The sequence below is a fragment of the Actinomadura coerulea genome, assembly GCF_014208105.1.
In the GTDB taxonomy this organism is placed as follows: Bacteria; Actinomycetota; Actinomycetes; order Streptosporangiales; family Streptosporangiaceae; genus Spirillospora; species Spirillospora coerulea.
In genome coordinates this window covers 8,091,674-8,108,249 of sequence record NZ_JACHMQ010000001.1, presented here as the reverse complement: position 1 = coordinate 8,108,249, position 16,576 = coordinate 8,091,674, and the positions used below count along the sequence as shown (strand labels likewise).

Annotated in this window: 14 protein-coding genes; 2 read left to right on the top strand and 12 right to left on the bottom strand. The window is 74.5% G+C overall.

Going from position 1 to position 16,576, the window contains the following annotated elements; genetic code table 11:
* Positions 1-76: 76 nt before the first annotated feature.
* Entirely contained in the window at positions 77-2,551 is a 2,475-nt protein-coding gene (locus BKA00_RS37735) for a hypothetical protein (protein ID WP_185033311.1), read from the bottom strand.
* A 113-nt stretch (positions 2,552-2,664) separates the two neighbouring features.
* Positions 2,665-3,228, bottom strand: a complete 564-nt coding sequence (locus BKA00_RS37730; protein WP_185033309.1) for a DUF1707 SHOCT-like domain-containing protein — start codon at positions 3,226-3,228, stop codon at positions 2,665-2,667.
* Between the two features lie 205 nt (positions 3,229-3,433).
* On the opposite strand from BKA00_RS37730, the gene BKA00_RS37725 reads away from it, so the two are divergent.
* Together BKA00_RS37725 and BKA00_RS37720 are read left to right on the top strand one after the other, a co-directional pair.
* Complete coding sequence (locus BKA00_RS37725; RefSeq protein WP_185033307.1) at positions 3,434-4,018, top strand: Uma2 family endonuclease; 585 nt, start codon at positions 3,434-3,436, stop codon at positions 4,016-4,018.
* 45 nt (positions 4,019-4,063) lie between these two features.
* The gene (locus BKA00_RS37720) at positions 4,064-4,762 is read left to right on the top strand and encodes a cupin domain-containing protein (RefSeq protein WP_230298749.1); all 699 of its coding nucleotides are present in this window, start codon (positions 4,064-4,066) and stop codon (positions 4,760-4,762) included.
* Between the two features lie 71 nt (positions 4,763-4,833).
* Here BKA00_RS37720 and BKA00_RS37715 read toward each other — a convergent pair whose 3' ends face one another.
* The 10 genes from BKA00_RS37715 to BKA00_RS37670 form a co-directional block, all read right to left on the bottom strand.
* The gene (locus BKA00_RS37715) at positions 4,834-5,832 is read right to left on the bottom strand and encodes a sugar phosphate isomerase/epimerase family protein (RefSeq protein ID WP_185033305.1); all 999 of its coding nucleotides are present in this window, start codon (positions 5,830-5,832) and stop codon (positions 4,834-4,836) included.
* The gene (locus BKA00_RS37710; RefSeq protein WP_185033303.1) at positions 5,829-6,971 is read right to left on the bottom strand and encodes a Gfo/Idh/MocA family protein; all 1,143 of its coding nucleotides are present in this window, start codon (positions 6,969-6,971) and stop codon (positions 5,829-5,831) included. The genes BKA00_RS37715 and BKA00_RS37710 overlap by 4 nt, the downstream gene beginning before the upstream one ends.
* Before the next feature lie 106 nt (positions 6,972-7,077).
* Positions 7,078-8,142: an ABC transporter substrate-binding protein gene (locus BKA00_RS37705; RefSeq protein WP_185033301.1), complete on the bottom strand. Its 1,065-nt coding sequence runs from the start codon at positions 8,140-8,142 to the stop codon at positions 7,078-7,080.
* A 94-nt stretch (positions 8,143-8,236) separates the two neighbouring features.
* Positions 8,237-9,310, bottom strand: coding sequence for an ABC transporter permease (locus BKA00_RS37700; protein WP_230298748.1), 1,074 nt, complete (start codon positions 9,308-9,310; stop codon positions 8,237-8,239).
* Complete coding sequence (locus BKA00_RS37695; protein WP_185033298.1) at positions 9,307-10,830, bottom strand: sugar ABC transporter ATP-binding protein; 1,524 nt, start codon at positions 10,828-10,830, stop codon at positions 9,307-9,309. Before BKA00_RS37695 ends, BKA00_RS37700 begins: the two co-directional genes overlap by 4 nt.
* A gap of 27 nt (positions 10,831-10,857) precedes the next feature.
* Positions 10,858-12,045 carry an ROK family transcriptional regulator gene (locus BKA00_RS37690; RefSeq protein WP_221493460.1) on the bottom strand — a complete coding sequence of 396 codons (1,188 nt, stop codon included), beginning with the start codon at positions 12,043-12,045 and terminating at the stop codon, positions 10,858-10,860.
* Between the two features lie 427 nt (positions 12,046-12,472).
* Positions 12,473-13,081: a GTP-binding protein gene (locus BKA00_RS37685; RefSeq protein ID WP_185033296.1), complete on the bottom strand. Its 609-nt coding sequence runs from the start codon at positions 13,079-13,081 to the stop codon at positions 12,473-12,475.
* Positions 13,062-13,457 (bottom strand): DUF742 domain-containing protein, encoded by a 396-nt coding sequence (locus tag BKA00_RS37680; RefSeq protein WP_179833175.1) that lies wholly within the window; start codon positions 13,455-13,457, stop codon positions 13,062-13,064. The genes BKA00_RS37685 and BKA00_RS37680 overlap by 20 nt, the downstream gene beginning before the upstream one ends.
* A gap of 1 nt (position 13,458) precedes the next feature.
* Positions 13,459-13,905 (bottom strand): roadblock/LC7 domain-containing protein, encoded by a 447-nt coding sequence (locus BKA00_RS37675; RefSeq protein ID WP_185033294.1) that lies wholly within the window; start codon positions 13,903-13,905, stop codon positions 13,459-13,461.
* A complete protein-coding gene (locus BKA00_RS37670) occupies positions 13,902-16,535 on the bottom strand; it encodes a sensor histidine kinase (protein WP_185033292.1) in 2,634 nt (877 codons plus the stop codon). Before BKA00_RS37670 ends, BKA00_RS37675 begins: the two co-directional genes overlap by 4 nt.
* Between the last annotated feature and the right edge of the window lie 41 nt (positions 16,536-16,576).

Sequence of the window (16,576 nt, the reverse complement as noted above, 5' to 3'; positions counted from 1 at the left end):
GCGGACATGGCGGCGGATGCTCGTGCTCGAAGGGCTGCTCCTGCGGCTGCAACGGCTGACCGCCGGGCACCCCCGCTCAGCCGAGGGCGGGGGCGGGGGCGCGCCAGAGGATCGGGGCGTCGCCGTCGGCGCCCGCCGCCAGGACGGTGGAGCCCGCGGCGGTCAGGGCCGTGAGGCGCTGGTCGCCGGGGCCCGTGAGGCCGGGAACGGCGACGCGCCGCCAGCGCACACCGTCGGGTGACGTCAGAACCGCCGCGTCGTCCTTCACCGAGGCCGCCGCGACGAAGCCGCGGGGCGTCGCCGCGAGGGCGGTGGCGGTCAGGCCGGGGCCGAGGTCGCGCCGCGTCCACGTCGCACCGGCGTCGGTGGACACCAGCGCGGCGGCGTTTCCGGCGATCGCGACGAGGGTGCCGCCCTTGGCCGCGACCTGGGTGAGCGGAGCGGTGAGACCGGCCGGAAGCCTGGCGGCGGTCCACGTGAGGCCGTCCGGGGACGTCCAGGCCGCGGGCACCTTGCCGCGCCCGCCGACCGCCGCGTAACCCCTGCCCGTGGCGGCCACGTCGGCCGGGGCGCCGTCGAGGCCCACGCGGCTCCAGGTGCGCAGGTCGGCCGAGCGCCAGGCCACGCCCGTCCCGACCGCGACGTAGCCGGACGGCCCGGTGGCGGCGGCCACGGGCGGCGGGCCCGCCGGGAACACGGGCTTCTGCCAGCTGACGCCGTCCTGCGAGGTCAGCGCGAGAGGGCCGGGGGACGTTCCCGAGACGCGGCCGACGGCCAGCCAGCCGCGCCCGCCGCGGACGGCGTCGGACAGCAGGCCGGCCGTGGCGGGGAACCCGGCGCGCCTCCACGCGCGGCCGTCGGGGGACGTCCAGATCGCGGCGTTGCCGTTGGTGCTGCCCACCGCGACGGAGGCGCCCGGCCCCGCGGCCAGCGACCTGACCGAGCGCTCGGGGTGGACGGCGCCCGGGACGGTGCGCAGGTCCACGCCGAACAGGTAGCCGTCGCCGCCCTGCCGCCCGGAAACGTTGATCTTCCCGTCGGCGACCGTCAGGCCGCTGCCGCGCACCGGCGCGGGGATGGTGCCGCCCGGCTGCCAGGTGCGGCCGTCCGCGCTGCGCAGGACGGTGCGCGCGCCCTTCACGCCCTGGACGATGACGGCGAGGCCCGAGGGGGTGCCGTCGAAGCGCTCGATGCCGGCGCCGCCGAACCGGCCCGCGGCCTTCCACCCGCCGCCGTCCGCCGAGGTGAACAGGACGCCGAAGCGCGTCGTCCTGCGGTGCTTCTTGCGGCCGGTCGTCCGCCTGCCCTCGCGGACGGTCGCGAACCCGCCGGGCCCGACCGCCAGGCCCTTCGTGGGCCCGTACGAGCCCTGCGCCTGCGGGACCGCGACGAGCGCCCACGTCCGGCCGCCGTCGGTGGTCCGCCAGAGGCCGTCGGTCCGCACGGTCCGGGTGACCTTCTTCCCGCCCCGCTTCCCGGTGACCTTCCTGCCGTACGTCCCGTGCGCCACGACGACGTCGCCGGACGCCGCGACGCGGTCGAGGGCGATGATCCCCGGGATGCCGTCGACGCGCTGCCACGCGCGGCCGTCCGCCGAACTCCAGGCCACCGCGCGGCCGCCGGACGCGCCCACGGCCACGAAGCCCTGGCGGGTGCGGGCCAGGTCGTTCACCTGGTCGGACGGGGTGAAGCCCGCGGCGGGCGGGCGGCGCGTCCAGGTCGCGGCGTCCTCGCTCGTCCACGCCGTCACGCCCCCGGCGGAGGAGCGGCCGAGCGCAGCCCAGCGTCCGGCGCCGCCGTCGAGGAGGCGCGGGGTGTCGCCGGGCGGGACGGCGGAGCCGTCCGCCGTGCGCAGCGCCGCGAGCGACCAGGCGTGCCCCGCGTCGGCGGAGACGAGGAAGCGGGCCCGCTCCCGGCCGGGGACGCCGTCGCCCTCGGTGCCCGCCGCGACGACGGTCCCGCCCGCGGAGGCGATGGTCGTGAGGTCCTGGACGAGGCCGTCGCTCGTGGCGGCCGGGTCGGGGGCGAACAGCCGGTCCGCCGCGACCGGCCCGGGGACGCCCTGCTCCGCCGGCCCGTCGCCGCCCCGGGACACCGCGTAGACCGCGCCGCCGGCGACCACGGCGAGCCCGGCCGCGACCGCGGCCCGCGCGCGCAGCCGCCGCGTCGGCCCGGACCGCATCGCCGGCCGGGGCACCGGCCGGGGCGGGCCGGCGACCCGGACGTCGTGCGGGTCGGGGCTCACCGGGCGCGGCGGCGTTCCGCGCGGTGCGGCGGCCCGCGGCGGAGACTGCGCCGGGGACTTCACGCGGACGGCGCCGCGGCTCGCGGGCCGCGGCGCGGCCTCCCGGGGCGGGGCGCCGTGGCCCCAGTCCAGCCCGGCGGACCGCCACGCCTCGTAGGCGCGCTGCCAGGGCGACCGCGCGGCCGGCATGTCGGCGAGATCGCCCGCGACGCCGAAGGTGAGGCGCCGGCGCACGTGGCGGGAGTCCGCCGGGCCCTCCTCGGCCGTCCGCCGGGCCTCGTGCTGCTCCGGGGTCCTCGCCGTCACACGCGCTCCTTCACGGTCCCTGTCGAGTCACCATCAAATCGCGCCACGGGCGGCCTTGTACTGACATCCGCGTGAACGGCGGCCGATGGGGGCCGCGGGAGCGTTCTATCACCTCACGCCCGAGATATCCGATCTTTCGCTTCGATCTCTCCCTTGTAGGCGTAGCCCTTGACGCGCAGGACCGGCGCCCCGGCCCGAGGGGCGCCGTGCACCTCGGCGGACACGCCCACGCCGTCCGCCTCCACGCGCACTCCGGGCGGCACGACGATCTGCACGGTCGACTTGTAGGCGAGCACCCACAGGGTCGTGACCTCCCCGTCCAGGTCGGCCTCGCGGAGGTCGAGCAGGCCCGTCCCCTTGTAGACGACGGTCGCGAACCGCTCGGGCAGCCGCCAGCGCCCGGCCCTCGCCACCGACCCCTTGTAGGCGACCTGGAACCGGCCGGCGGGCGCCCTCCCGGCCTCCTCGTGGGCGGCCCGCCCGGCCGGCAGGTCGGCGGCCAGCGCGCCCAGGTCGTCGTAGGTGCGCGCGGCCAGGGCCAGGTCGATGCGCTCGTCCAGCTCGGCTTCGCTCAGCCGCCCCTCGGCGAAGGCGGTGTGGAGCCGGACGAGCATCTCCTCGCGGTCGCGGTCCGAGGCGCGCACGGCGGGCGCGGCCCTGTCTTGCTCGACGCTCATCGCATCTCTCCTTCGGGCGTCTCCGCCTCGACAGCCTGGCCCCTCCAGCGGCGGGAGGGTCAAGACGCGATGTATCTTAACTCCCCGCCGCTCGGCTTTCGAGACATTCGTCCGCATCCCGACGCGCGATCATGGCTGCGCCCTTTCCGGACGGCCGTCCACTAGATTCGGATCAGCCCGTTCATCGAGGTCAGGGGGACATTCCATGGGCGGCACGGTCGGCCGTGCGCACGGTCCGTACACGCTGTACGACCTGGACGCGCTCCCCGAGGAGGGCCGCCGCTACGAACTGGCCGACGGCTGGCTCAACGAGCTGCCCGGCGACCTGTGGCACGACCACGCGGCCGAACAGCTCAAGACCGTCCTGAAGGAGGCGGCCCGGCAGGCGGACGCCGACGTGCACGTCGCCGGAGCGCCTCAGGACGTCACGACCCCGGCGGGCGTCCGCAAGCCGGACGTCTTCGTCGTCGCCCGCGACGTGGCCCGCGCCGCGCTCGAACGCCAGACCCGCACCTACTACGGCCCCGACCTCATCCTGGTCGCCGAGGTCATCACGCCGCGCACGGTCAACGAGCAGACCGACCGCGTCCGCAAGGTGGACGAGTACGCCGCGACCGGCATACCGCATTACTGGCTCGTCGACCTGGAACCGCGTCCCGCCCTCACCCTGCTGGAACTCCGCGACGGCCGCTACGAACTCGTCGGCAAGGCGCGCTCCGGGGAGACCCTCACCCTGGACCACCCGTACCCGATCACCTTCGACCCGGCCCGCCTCTCCGAAATGGACTGACCGGCGGGCACCGGCGAGATCGTGCTGACGGTCTAGGCTCGGAGGGTGCTGCTGCTCACGTCGCTCGACGCATGGCGGGCCCAGCCCGGTCCCCGTTTCGTCCTGGAGGAGGCCGGGGCCGTGTGGGCGCCCGACGACGAGCCCGGGCTGCTGTCCCTCGCCGACCAGGAGTCCACCGGCGGCCCGCTCGTCGCCGTCACCCTGGACCCCGCCCCCGGCGCCGTCCCGGCGCGCGGCGTCATCGACCGCACGACCGCGTCCCGCGTCCGCTACCTGCGGCGCGGCCCCGACGGCCGGCACGTCGCGGCCCTGGACCGGCCGGCGACCGCCGAGGCGCTGGACCTGCTGCCGCATCCCGAGGGCGGCTGGTACCGCGAGACATGGCGGTCGGACGCGGCGTTCACACCGGACGGCTACCCGGGCGAGCGGGCCGCCGCCACCGCCATCTACTTCCTGCTGCCGCCCGGCGAGGAGTCGATCTGGCACGTCGTCCGGTCGGCGGAGCTGTGGCTGTGGCATTCCGGCGGCCCGCTGACGCTGCTCCTCGGCGGGGACGGCGACCGCCCGTCCCCGGAACCCGAGCCCGTCACGCTGGGCGCGGACGTCGCGGGCGGCCAGGTGCCGCAGGCCCTCGTCCCGCCCGGCGCCTGGCAGGCCGCCCGCCCGGCCGGGAACGAGGAGGTCCTGGTCAGCTGCGTCGTCTCCCCGGGCTTCGACTTCGCGGACTTCCGCGCCCTCCCCTGACCGCCGGGCCCCTCACCGCGCCCGCTTTTGTCGACGATGGAGGGCCGCCAAGCCCGAAGGAGGAGAAGAAGCTATGTGAACGCCGAGTCGAACGACGTCGTGGGGGGTTCCATGATGTTGAGAGCGCGGACGAATTCCAGGGCCTCGGGGGCGCCCTGGAGGCGGTCCATTCCGGCGTCCTCCCATTCGACGGAGATCGGGCCGGCGTAGCCGATCGCGTTGAGGGCGCGGAAGACGTCCTCCCACGGGACGTCGCCGCGGCCGGTGGAGATGAAGTCCCAGCCGCGCCGCAGGTCGCCCCACGGCAGGTGGGACGACAGGCGCCCGCGGCGGCCGTCGCCCGTGCGGACCTTCGTGTCCTTGCAGTCGACGTGGTAGATCCGGTCGCGGAAGTCGAGCAGGAAGCCGACCGGGTCTAGCTCCTGCCATACGAAGTGGGACGGGTCGAAGTTCAGCCCGAACGCGGGGCGGTGCCCGATCGCCTCCAGCGTCCGGACGGTCGTCCAGTAGTCGTAGGCGATCTCGCTCGGGTGCACCTCGTGCGCGAACCGGACGCCGACCTCGTCGAACACGTCCAGGATCGGGTTCCAGCGCTCGGCGAAGTCGGCGTAGCCGCGCTCCACCATCGATTCGGGGGTGGGCGGGAACATCGCGACGGTGTGCCAGATCGAGGAGCCGGTGAACCCGACCACCGTGTCGACGCCGAGGCGCGCGGCGGCCCGGGCGGTGTCCATGATCTCGGCGGCGGCGCGGCGCCGGACGCCCTCGGGCTCCCCGTCGCCCCAGATCCGCTCGGGCAGGATCGCCCGGTGCCGCTCGTCGGGGTCGTCGCAGACGGCCTGCCCGACGAGGTGGTTGGAGATCGCCCACACCTTGAGGCCGTGCTCGGCGAGCGTCTCCAGCTTGCGCGGGACGTAGCCGTCGTCGGCGAGGGCCTTGTCGACCTCGAAGTGGTCGCCCCAGCAGGCGATCTCCAGGCCCTCGTAGCCCCAGCCGGACGCCAGCCGGCAGACCTCCTCGAACGGCAGGTCCGCCCACTGGCCCGTGAACAGCGTGACCGGTCGTGTCATGATGCGCTCCCTTCGACGTCGACCCAGCACCGGGCCTCCGCGCTGCCGGCGATCGCGGCGAGGACGCGCTGCACCTGGAGGCCGTCGGCGAACGACGGGCGCGGGTCGGTGCCGTCCGCGATCGCGGTGAGCAGGTCGGCGGCCTGGTGGGTGAACGTGTGCTCGTAGCCGAGGAGGTGGCCGGGCGGCCACCACCGGTCCGCGTACGGGTGGACGGGCTCGGTGACGACGATCCGGCGGAAGCCGGCGGTCGCGCCGTCCTCCGCGCGGTCGTGGAACCACAGTTCGTTCAGCGACTCCAGGTCGAACGCCAGGGCGCCGGAGGAGCCGCTGACCTCGATCCGCAGCGCGTTCTTGCGGCCGGTGGCGAACCGCGTGGCCTCGAACGAGGCGAGCGCGCCGCCGTCGGTGCGCCCGACGAACAGGGCCGCGTCGTCCACGGTGACCGGCGCCGTCCCGCCGCCGGGGACGGGGCGTTCCGGGACGAACGTGTCCAGCAGCGCCGACACCCCGACGAGGTTCTGCCCGGTGATGAACTGCGCGGTGTCGATGATGTGCGCGCCGATGTCGCCGAGCGCGCCCGTCCCGGCCCGGTCGCGGTCCATCCGCCAGGTGAACGGCGCCTCCGGGTCGGCCAGCCAGTCCTGGAGGTACTGGGCCCGGATGTGGCGGATCGCGCCGATGCGCCCCTCGTCCACCAGCCTGCGGGCCAGGGTGACGGCGGGGACGCGCCGGTAGTTGAACCCGACCATCGACCGGACGCCGCGCTCGCGCGCCCGGTCCGCGGCGGCGGCCATCGCCTCGGCCTCCGCGACGGAGTTGGCGAGCGGCTTCTCGCACAGCACATGCTTGCCCGCGTCGAGAGCGGCGACCGCGATCTCGGCGTGGCTGTCGCCCGGCGTGCAGATGTCGACGAGCTGGACGTCGTCGCGGCGGAGCAGCTCCTTCCAGTCGGTCTCCACCGACGCCCAGCCGAGCGCGTCGGCGGCGGCGCGGGCGCGCTCGGCGGAACGTCCCGCCAGGGCGGTCATGACGGGCGTCAGCGGCGGCCCGAAGAACGGCCCCACGCTGCGCCACGCCTGGGAGTGGGCGCGTCCCATGAACGCGTGCCCGACCATCCCGACTCCGACGGTCGTCATGTTCTGCTCACCTCTCTGTGTCGTCTTCCGGGGGCAGGCCCCGGCCCCCGGGCCGGGGCTCCCGCCCCGCCCGGGAGGCGGGCGGGAGCGCCGGCGCCCCCGCCGCTCAGGACTCGAAGCCGAGCGGCATGTAGGTGTCGACGTTGTCCTTGGACACCGTCTCGGAGGCCAGCGTGATCGACTGGGGCACCTGGAGCTCGACCAGGTCGGCCATGCCCTTGCCCTGCGCGATGAGCCGGCCCAGCTTGATCGCGGACGCGGCCATCGTGGGCGGGTAGGTGACGGTGGCCTCCAGCACGCCGCCGCCGGTCTTGATCTCGCGCATCGCGTTGGCCGAGCCCGCGCCACCGACCATGAAGAACTCCTTGCGGCCGGACTGCTTGATCGCGGCGAGCACGCCGACGCCCTGGTCGTCGTCGTGGTTCCACAACGCGTCGATCTTCTTGTGCGCCTGCAGCAGGTTGGAGGCGACCTGGTTGCCGGACTCCACGGTGAACTTGGCGTCCTGCTTCGCGGTGACGGTGAAGCCGTAGGACTTCAGCGCGTCCGCGAAGCCCTTGCTGCGGTCCTGCGTCAGCGGCAGCGTCGCGATGCCCTGGATCTCCAGGATCACAGGGTTCGAGGCGTTCTTGGCCTTCAGCTTCTTGCCGATGTAGTGGCCGGCGGAGACGCCCATGCCGTAGTTGTCGCCGCCGACCCACGTCCGGTACGACAGCTTGTCGGGGAAGACGCGGTCGAGGTTGACGACCGGGATGCCGGCGTCCATCGCCTTGCGGGCGACCTGGTTCAGCTGCTCGCCGTCGTTGGGCAGGATCACCAGGACGTCGACCTTCGCGCGGATCAGCGACTCGACGGCGGAGATCTGCTGGTTGATGTCGTTGGTCGGCTCGACCGGCTTGAACGTCACGTCCTTGTACTTCTTGGCCTGCCCCTCGGCGTTCTTGGCGATCGCCGCGATCCAGCCGTGGTCCGCGGCGGGCGCGGAGAACCCGATGGTGACCTGCTTTCCCGGCTTGTCGTTGTCGCCGGCGAGCGAACCGGCCTGCGCCGCCGGGCTCGGGTCGTCCTTCTCGCTGTTGCTCGTGCAGGCCGCGGCGAGGCTGCCCGCCGCGACGACGGCGCCGCCGAACAGGACGCCTCTGCGGGTGGGACGGGGGCTCTGATCACGCATGACGTGCTCCTGATCAAGGGATGGGGCGTCCCCCGCCGCGCGTTCCCCGGGACGCGCGGCGCCGGACGTGGGGTGGGGGTGTCGGGCGGTGTCCTCAGGTGGGCGAGCGGAGCCCGCGGCGCTGCAGCAGCACGGCGATCACGATGATCGCGCCCTTGGCGATCAGCTGGTCGCTGGTCTGCAGGCCGTTCAGGATGAACAGGTTGGTGATGAGCGTGAACACCAGCACGCCGAGGATCGACCCGGCTATGGTGCCGCGCCCGCCGGTGAGCAGCGTCCCGCCGATGATGACGGCGGCGATCGCGTCCAGCTCGTACAGGTCGCCGTGGGTGCTGGAGCCGGTGGTGGTGCGGGCCATGATGATGAGCGCGGCGACGCCGCAGCAGAAACCGGACAGCGCGTACAGCGTCAGGGTGTGCCGGCGGACGTCGATGCCGGCCAGGCGCGCCGCCTCGGGGTTGCCGCCGACCGCGAACGTCCGGCGGCCGAACGTGGTGCGGTTGAGCACCAGCCATCCGGCGGCGGCGACCGCGGCGAAGATGTACACGACGAGCGGGAGCCCGAGCACCTTGGTGGTGGACAGCGCCTCGATCGCGTCGTTCTCCGGCCGGACGAGCTGGGTCCTGCGGTCCGACATCCGCTGCGCCAGCCCGCGCGCCGCGACGAGCATCGCGAGGGTGGCGATGAACGGGACCAGCCGCCCGTAGGAGATCAGCAGCCCGGTGAGGACGCCCGCGCCGGTGCCGACGAGGACCGCGCACAGCGCCATCACCGCCGGGCCGTAGGACTGCGTCGCCACCGTCGTCGCCCACACCGACGCCAGCGCCATGACCGACCCGACGGACAGGTCGATCCCGCCGCCGATGATGACGAACGTCTGGCCGACGGTGATCACGCCGATGGTGGCGGCGAGCGCGAGGATGCCGACGACGTTGCCCGACGTCGCGAAGTTGCCGGGCTCGGTCACCAGGCCGACGACCGCCAGCAGCACCAGCGCGGCGACGAGCCCGAGGTGGTGGACCTCGCGGCTCCCCGCGGCGCCGCCCCGCCCGAACGGCAGCCGCGGCTTCCCGCTCCCGCCGGCGGGGCGGGCGAGCGCCCCGCCGCGCTCGCCCGTGTTCTTCTCGGTCCGGGGGGCCGACCCTCCGGAGTGAAAGGTGCCGGTCACAGGGCACTCCCCTCCATGATCATGTTGAGCACGGCGGCCTCGTCGAGGTCGCGGGCGTCGCCGGTGTGCACGACGCGCCCCTCCCGGACGACGAGGACGCGGTCGGCGAGCCCGAGCACCTCGGGCACCTCGCTGGACACCAGCAGCACCCCGATCCCGCGCCCGGCCAGCTCGCGGATCACGGCGTACAGCTCGGCGCGGGCGCCGACGTCCACGCCGCGGGTGGGCTCGTCGAGGATCAGCAGCCGCAGCCCGGCCGAGCCGAGCAGCCAGCGGGCCAGCACGACCTTCTGCTGGTTGCCGCCCGACAGCGTCACGACCGGGCGGCGCGGGTCGGGCGGCCGGATGTCCAGCGACTCGATCTGGCGCCGCACGTCGGCGAGCTCGCGGCGGCGGCTGAGCCAGCCGAACGAGGCATAGCGCGGCAGCGAGGCGACGCTGACGTTCGCGGCGACGGTCTCGTTCAGCAGCAGCGCCTGGCTCTTGCGCTCCTCGGGCGCCATGCCCATGCCGCGCCGCACCGCCGCGCCCGTGTCGCCGGGGCGGACCGGGCGGCCGTCCACGAGCACCCGTCCCCGCGCGGGGCGCCGGGCCCCGTAGACGGTCTCCAGGATCTCCGAGCGCCCGGACCCGACCAGCCCGGCGAGCCCGACGATCTCGCCCGCGTGGACGGTGAGCGACACGTCCTCGAACGCGCCGGGCAGCGCGAGCTCCTCGACCCGGAGCACCTCGGGGCGGCCGTCCTCGGGCTCGGGCCGCGGGGGGAACACGTACTCCACGTCCCGGCCGGTCATCAGCGACACGATCTCGTCGGTGGAGGTGCCCCGCGCGGGCAGCCCGCCCGCGACCGACCGGCCGTCCTTGAGGACGGTGACCCGGTCGCCGATCTCGCGGATCTCCTCCAGCCGGTGCGAGATGTAGACGACCGCGACGCCGGCGGCGGTCACCTCCCGGATGATGCGGAAGAGGTTGGCGACCTCGTCGTGGGCGAGCGCGGCGGACGGCTCGTCCATCACGATGAGGCGGGCGTCGTGCGACAGGGCGCGGGCCATGCTGACGACCTGCTTGCCCGCCGCCGGCAGCCGCCCGACCTCGCGGCGCGGGGGTATCTCCCCGTGCCCGAGCCGCCCGAGCAGCTCCCGCGCCGCCCGCTCGGCCTCGCCGCGGCGGGTGAAGCCGAAACGAGCCTTCTCGTGCCCGAGGAAGATGTTCTCGGCGACCGACAGGCCGTCCACCAGGTCCAGTTCCTGGTAGATCGTGGCGATCCCGGCGCGCATGGCGGCGGTGGGCCCGGCGAGCCGCACCGGCTCCCCGCCGAACACGATCTCGCCCTGGTCGGGCTGGTGCGCGCCGGCGAGCACCTTGATGAGCGTGGACTTGCCGGCGCCGTTCTGGCCGAGCAGGCAGTGCACCTCGCCGGGGCGGACGTCGAGGTCGACGCCGTCCAGGGCGCGGACGCCGGGGAACTGCTTGACGATGCCGCGCATCCGCAGCAGCGGTTCGGGTTCGGGCGGGCCCATCGGGCCTCCTCGGGGCCGGAGAGGGGGTCAGGACGCGGAGAAGACGTGGTCGCTGATGAGCCGGGCGCCGCCGACCACGCCGGCGGCGCCGGCGAGCTCGGACAGCACGATCGGGAGGTTGCCGGTCGCGAGCGGCGCGGACCGCCGGTACACGACGCTGCGGATCTCGGCGAGCAGCGCGTGGCCGAGACCCGCGACGCCGCCGGCGATGATGACGAGGCCGGGGTTGAAGAAGCTGACGAGCCCGGCGAGGACCTGGCCGACGTGCCGGCCGCCCTCCCGGATGATCTGCACCGCGCTCGGGTCGCCCGCGGCGGCCGCCTCGCCGACGTGCTCGGCCGTCAGCGCCCCGTGGGTCTCCAGCAGGGCCGCGAGCGCGGGCGAGCGGCCGGACCGCGCCGCCGCCTCGGCGTCCCGCGCGAGCGCCGCGCCGCCGAAGAACGCCTCCAGGCACCCGGCGTTGCCGCAGGCGCAGGTCGGGCCGTCGTCGTCGACCCGGATGTGGCCGATGTCCCCCGCGCTGCCGGACACGCCGCGGTAGATGGCGCCGTCCACGACGATGCCGCAGCCGATCCCGGTGCCGATCTTCACGAGCAGGAAGTCGTCCACCGACCGGGCGAGTCCGGCGTGCAGCTCGCCGAGGGCCATGAGGTTCACGTCGTTGTCGACGAGCACCGGGCAGCCGAGCTCCTGGCCGATCGCGTCCCGCACCGGGAACCGGTCCCAGCCGGGCATGATCGGCGGGACGACCGGCATGCCGTCGCGGAAGCTGACCGGCCCCGGCACCCCGATGCCCGCCCCGTGCACCTGCGGGATCAGGCCCTCGTCGCGCAGCTTGCCGAGCAGGTCCAGCGCCCGCTCCAGCACCACGGTCGCGCCCTGCCGGACGTCGCACCGCTCGCTGACGTGCCCGAGGACCTCCAGCTCTCCGTCGGTCACCGCCACGTCGATCGAGGTCGCCCCGATGTCGAAGGCGACGAACCGCAGCCGCGGCGAGAGCCGGACGATCCCCGACCGCCGCCCGCCCCGGGAGGCCGCCAGCCCGGCGCCCTCCACGAGGCCGAGCTCGACCAGCCGGTCCAGCTCGACCGCCAGCTTGGACCGCGACAGCCGGACGACGTCGCCCAGCTCGGCGCGCGAGCGCGGCCCCTCGTCACGCAGCAGCCGCAGCAGGCGTGCCTGGTGCACGTTCTGCGGGCGAGCCGACATGCGCATCACGCCGTCCTCTCGGGATCGGACCGGCGCCGTGTGACGCCGGTCTCATGGCCGAGACCGTAACCCGCTTTCGCCGCCTTGAGAAGACCTTTCCCCCAAATCCCTCAAACTTTCCCCACTCAGAGGACAAAGCCGCACACACGAAACGACCCCGCCCAGCGCGCACAGCGCACCAAGCGGGGTCGCTCCCCTCTACACGCCTACCTCAGCCCCACCGCAACCCCGCGACGACCTCACCCCCCGTGATCGCGTCCGAAGGCAGGTTCGAGCGGAGCGAGAACCTGATCGCGCAGCGAGCCGCCAAGGCGAGACGGAGCGATGCCAGCGATCGCCGCAGTGCCCGACGATGGAGGGCCCTCCGGGCCCGAAGGAGGAGAGCACTGCAATAGGCACAGCAGGGCCGCCAGGCCCGAGGGAGGAGATAAAACTAATAAGACACAGTCTGTCGTCCCGTGCTCATGGTTCGCATGATGTGTTCGACGAGGCTGATGAGGACGCGCTTGGCGTCCTCGCGGTCGCGGACGTCGCAGGAGATCACGGGGATCTCGGGGGCCAGGTCGAGGGCGTCGCGGACCTGGTCGGCCGAGTGCTGCCCGGCGCCGTCGAAGCGGTTGACCCCGATGATGAACGGGACGCCGCGGCGTTCGAAGTAGTCGACCGAGGCGAAGCAGTCGGCGAGGCGGCGGGTGTCGACGAGGACGACGGCCCCGAGCGCGCCCTTGGCCAGTTCGTCCCACATGAACCAGAAGCGGTCCTGACCGGGGGTACCGAACACGAACAGCACCAGGCCGTTGGGCAGGGTGATGCGCCCGAAGTCCATCGCCACGGTCGTGGTGGTCTTGGACGCGACGGCGGTGGTGTCGTCGATCCCGATGCTCTTCTCGGTCAGCGCCTCCTCGGTGCGCAGCGGGCGGATCTCACTGACCGCGCTGACCAGGGTGGTCTTGCCGACGCCGAAACCGCCGGCGACGAGGATCTTTACCGTCAGCGCCGAGTCGCCCTGCTGGGCGGCCGCGTCAGAGCGCACGGATTCCATCGATCACTTCCTTGAGTACGCGCTCGCTGGGGAACTGCGCCACCGGCGCGGGGCGCCGGACCTGTATCAGCGAGTGGTCGAGCAGGTCGCCGAGCAGGACACGGACGACCCCGAGGGGAAGTTCCAGATCCGACGCTATCTCGGCGACCGACAACGGGGTGCGGCAAAGCTCCAGGATCATGTCATGTTCGGGCTCCGGCGCCCATGGGGTCGCCGGGAGTGCGTGGGCGTCCTCCGCGGGCTCGGGCGGGTCGGCCGCGACGATCAGCGCGACCAGGTCGAACTCGACGCCGTCGTAGTGCGTGCGGCCTCGGGTGAGCGCGTACGGGCGCACGACGGGGCCCGCCGCGTCGTCGTACCAGGCCGTGCCGCCCACCTCACGCTCCGCCGGACTCGGCCGCGACGACGCGCGGGTTGGCCGACAGGTGCTGGCCGACCCGGGTGACCAGCATCGCCATCTCGTAGGCGATGATCCCGAGGTCGGCCTCGGCGTCGGCGAGGACGGCCAGGCAGGCGCCCCGGCCGGCGGCGGTGACGAACAGGAACGACGACTCCATCTCCACGATCGTCTGCCGGACGGGCCCGCCGCCGAAGGACTCCCCGGCCCCGCGCGCGAGGCTCTGGAAGCTGGCGGCCACCGCGGACAGGTGGTCGGACTCCTCACGGGCCAGCCCGCTGGACGCGGCGATCCGCAGCCCGTCGCTGGACAGCACGACGGCGTTCTGCACCGGGGCGACCCGCTGGACGAGGCTGTCCAGGAGCCAGTTGAGCTCACCTCCGGCTCCGCCCGGGACCTCCGCGCCGGAGTGCTGGGGCTGTGTCATGGGGCGTCGTCCTCCTGGTCGCCTACGTTTCCAGCGGCCTCCGCGTCGGCCGCGTCCTGCCTGCCGCGCTGCCAGCCGCGCTGCATGCTGGACAGCATCGTTCGCATCGACTCGGGCGAGCGGGCGGCGCCGCCGTCCGGGTCCTCGCCCGCGGGAGCGGTCCCGGCCGCGTCGCGGCCGGCCCCGTCCGCGGGAGCGTCCATGGGGACGGGCGCGGCGAGCGGCGTCCCCTCCGGCTCCGGGGCCGGCGGCGCCGGGGGCGCGGCCGGTTCCGGAGCCGGCGGCGGGGCCTGCCCCTGCGCGGCGAGGTGCGCGTCCACCCGTTCCTTGAGCTGGGGCGCGAGGTGCTGCTGCCGCCTGCGCCTCGGCAGCTCTCCGTCCCGCGGTGGCGGGGCGGGCTCCGCCGGCGCCTCGGCCGGGGCGGGCGCCGGCGGCTGCGCCGGCCGTACGGGCGGCGTCGCGGCCAGCGCGGGCGCCGGCTCCTCGGCCGGGCGCGCCGGCTCGGGCCTGTAGGGCTCGGCCTCGGCGACGAGCCGGACGAACCCGCCGGACTCGCCGCCCCGGGACTCGGCCGCCGGGCGGGCCGACGCCGGGAGCGCCGCGGCGGGGCTCGGCAGTTTCGGCATGGGCCCGGTGGCGCGGCGCACGGCGGCGTGCTCCGGCTCGGCGCTCTCCACGATGAGCGAGCTCGGGATCAGCGCGATCGCCGTCGTGCCCCCGTACGGGGACGGGCGGAGGGTGACGGTGATGTCCTGTCTCTCGGCCAGCCGGGCGACGACGAACAGCCCGAGCTGGGCGCTGTCGGACGGGTCGAACTCTGGCGGGTGGGCGAGCCGCTCGTTGGCCCTGCGCAGCGCCTCCTCGGTCATCCCGAGGCCGCGGTCCTCGACCTCGATCGCGAACCCGCTGGCGACCGCGTGGCCGCTGACCCGCACCGGCGACTGCGGCGGCGAGAACGTGGTGGCGTTCTCCACCACCTCGGCGAGCAGGTGGATGACGTCGGCGACCGCGGAGCCGAGCAGCGAGACGCGCGGCAGCGGCTGCACCCGCACGCGCGGGTAGTCCTCGACCTCGGCGACCGCGCCGCGCACCACGTCCACCAGCGGGACGGGACGGCGCCAGCCGCGCCCGGCGGTCTTGCCCGCCAGGATGACGAGGCCCTCGGCGTGCCGGCGCATGCGCGTGGCGAGGTGGTCGAGGCGGAACAGGTCCGACAGTTCCGAGGGGTCCTCGGTGCGGCGCTCCATGGTGTCGAGCAGGCTGAGCTGCCGGTGCAGCAGCGCCTGGTTGCGGCGCGCGAGGTTGACGAACACCTCGCTGATGCCGCGCCGGGCCGCGACCTCGCCCTCGGCGGCGACGAGCACGGCCTCGCGGGCGCGGTCGAACGACTCGGCGATCTGCCGGATCTCGGTGATGCGGTAGTCGATGTCGGGCGCGGCCTCGGGCTCGACGGGGGCGCCGGCGCGGATCTGCTCGGCCAGCAGCGGCAGCCGCATGCGGGTGAAGTCCACGACGCCGGAGGCGAGCGTGCGGCACTCCTCCAGCAGCCGCCGCGACACCCGGACCGCGAGCAGCGCCGACAGCACGATCGCGAGAAGGCCGACGCCGCCGGCGAGGGCGAGGCGGGTGAAGGCGCCGATCGCGATGCGCTGCCCGTGGTCGACGACGTCGTCGAGGACCCTGTTCTCCAGCTCGAACAGCCGGCCGTTGGCGGTGTCGGCGAGGGACCGCCAGATGGCGGGCTCGATGACCGGCGTGTGCGGGGCGCGGGCGGCGGTCTGCCCGGTGCGGGCGCCCGCTGCGGGCCGGGTGCCCGTCTCGCGGGTCTTGCGCACGGTGGCGCGCGGCGGTTCGGCGCCGCGGATGACCTGGTCCTCCAGCGTCCGCAGCTGGACGAACGGCGGTGACGCCGCGAGCCGCTCGTAGCGTTCGTAGTCGTGGTGCAGGTTGGGCGCGTTGTCGGCGTACAGCATCCGCTGGGCGCCGACGAGCTGCGCGAACTGGCCCCGCTCGGCGGTCGTGATGTGCCCGGCGGCCAGGGCGCCGGACAGCAGGGCGTCCTCGCGCGACATGAACTCGCGGGCGCGTCCGAACGACGCGAGCGTGCGGGCGTGCGCGGTGATGGACCCGTCCCCCGGCGTGGTCGCGTTGTAGACGGCGAAGCCCGCGTCGATGATGTCGCTGTACTCGCGCAGGACGCGTTCGCGGTCGGCGACGCGCTGGTCGATGCCCTGGCGGACGCCGCGCAGCGTGTCGATCCGCTTCACGAAGGCGCCGAGCCGGTCGGCGACCTGGGGCAGGATCGAGCCGCGCAGCCCCTTGTCGCGCGCGCCCTCGCGGACCTTCTCGGCCGCGTCGTCGGTGGTCTGCCGCTGCGTCCGCATCACGCCGGCGTCGGGGCGGGCGCCGCCGAGCTCGGCCATCGTCAGCCGCCGCTCCTTCTGCAGCGCGTCGATGAGGTGCTGCGTCGGCAGCACGGTCTTCTCCTGGAACTCGCGGCTCCGCAGCAACTGGTTCGCGTCGCCGTAGGTGAAGCCCGTGAGGAACACCCACAGCGAGGCGAGGGCCAGCAGCGGCACGAGGACCAGCAGGCTGATCCTCGCCCGGATGGAGGAGAAACGGGGGCCCATCACGGCTGGCGGACCCTGCTCACGTGTGTCGCGGTCGGCAT

What these genes read in the sequence shown, in the direction of transcription:
- BKA00_RS37715 (WP_185033305.1), bottom strand. Translation starts at nt 5,832, where the DNA reads ATGACACGACCGGTCACGCTGTTCACGGGCCAGTGGGCGGACCTGCCG.
- BKA00_RS37670 (WP_185033292.1), bottom strand. Translation starts at nt 16,535, where the DNA reads ATGGGCCCCCGTTTCTCCTCCATCCGGGCGAGGATCAGCCTGCTGGTC.
- BKA00_RS37695 (WP_185033298.1), bottom strand. Translation starts at nt 10,830, where the DNA reads ATGGGCCCGCCCGAACCCGAACCGCTGCTGCGGATGCGCGGCATCGTC.
- BKA00_RS37675 (WP_185033294.1), bottom strand. Translation starts at nt 13,905, where the DNA reads ATGACACAGCCCCAGCACTCCGGCGCGGAGGTCCCGGGCGGAGCCGGA.
- BKA00_RS37705 (WP_185033301.1), bottom strand. Translation starts at nt 8,142, where the DNA reads ATGCGTGATCAGAGCCCCCGTCCCACCCGCAGAGGCGTCCTGTTCGGC.
- BKA00_RS37710 (WP_185033303.1), bottom strand. Translation starts at nt 6,971, where the DNA reads ATGACGACCGTCGGAGTCGGGATGGTCGGGCACGCGTTCATGGGACGC.
- BKA00_RS37685 (WP_185033296.1), bottom strand. Translation starts at nt 13,081, where the DNA reads ATGGAATCCGTGCGCTCTGACGCGGCCGCCCAGCAGGGCGACTCGGCG.
- BKA00_RS37690 (WP_221493460.1), bottom strand. Translation starts at nt 12,045, where the DNA reads ATGCGCATGTCGGCTCGCCCGCAGAACGTGCACCAGGCACGCCTGCTG.
- BKA00_RS37725 (WP_185033307.1), top strand. Translation starts at nt 3,434, where the DNA reads ATGGGCGGCACGGTCGGCCGTGCGCACGGTCCGTACACGCTGTACGAC.
- BKA00_RS37730 (WP_185033309.1), bottom strand. Translation starts at nt 3,228, where the DNA reads ATGAGCGTCGAGCAAGACAGGGCCGCGCCCGCCGTGCGCGCCTCGGAC.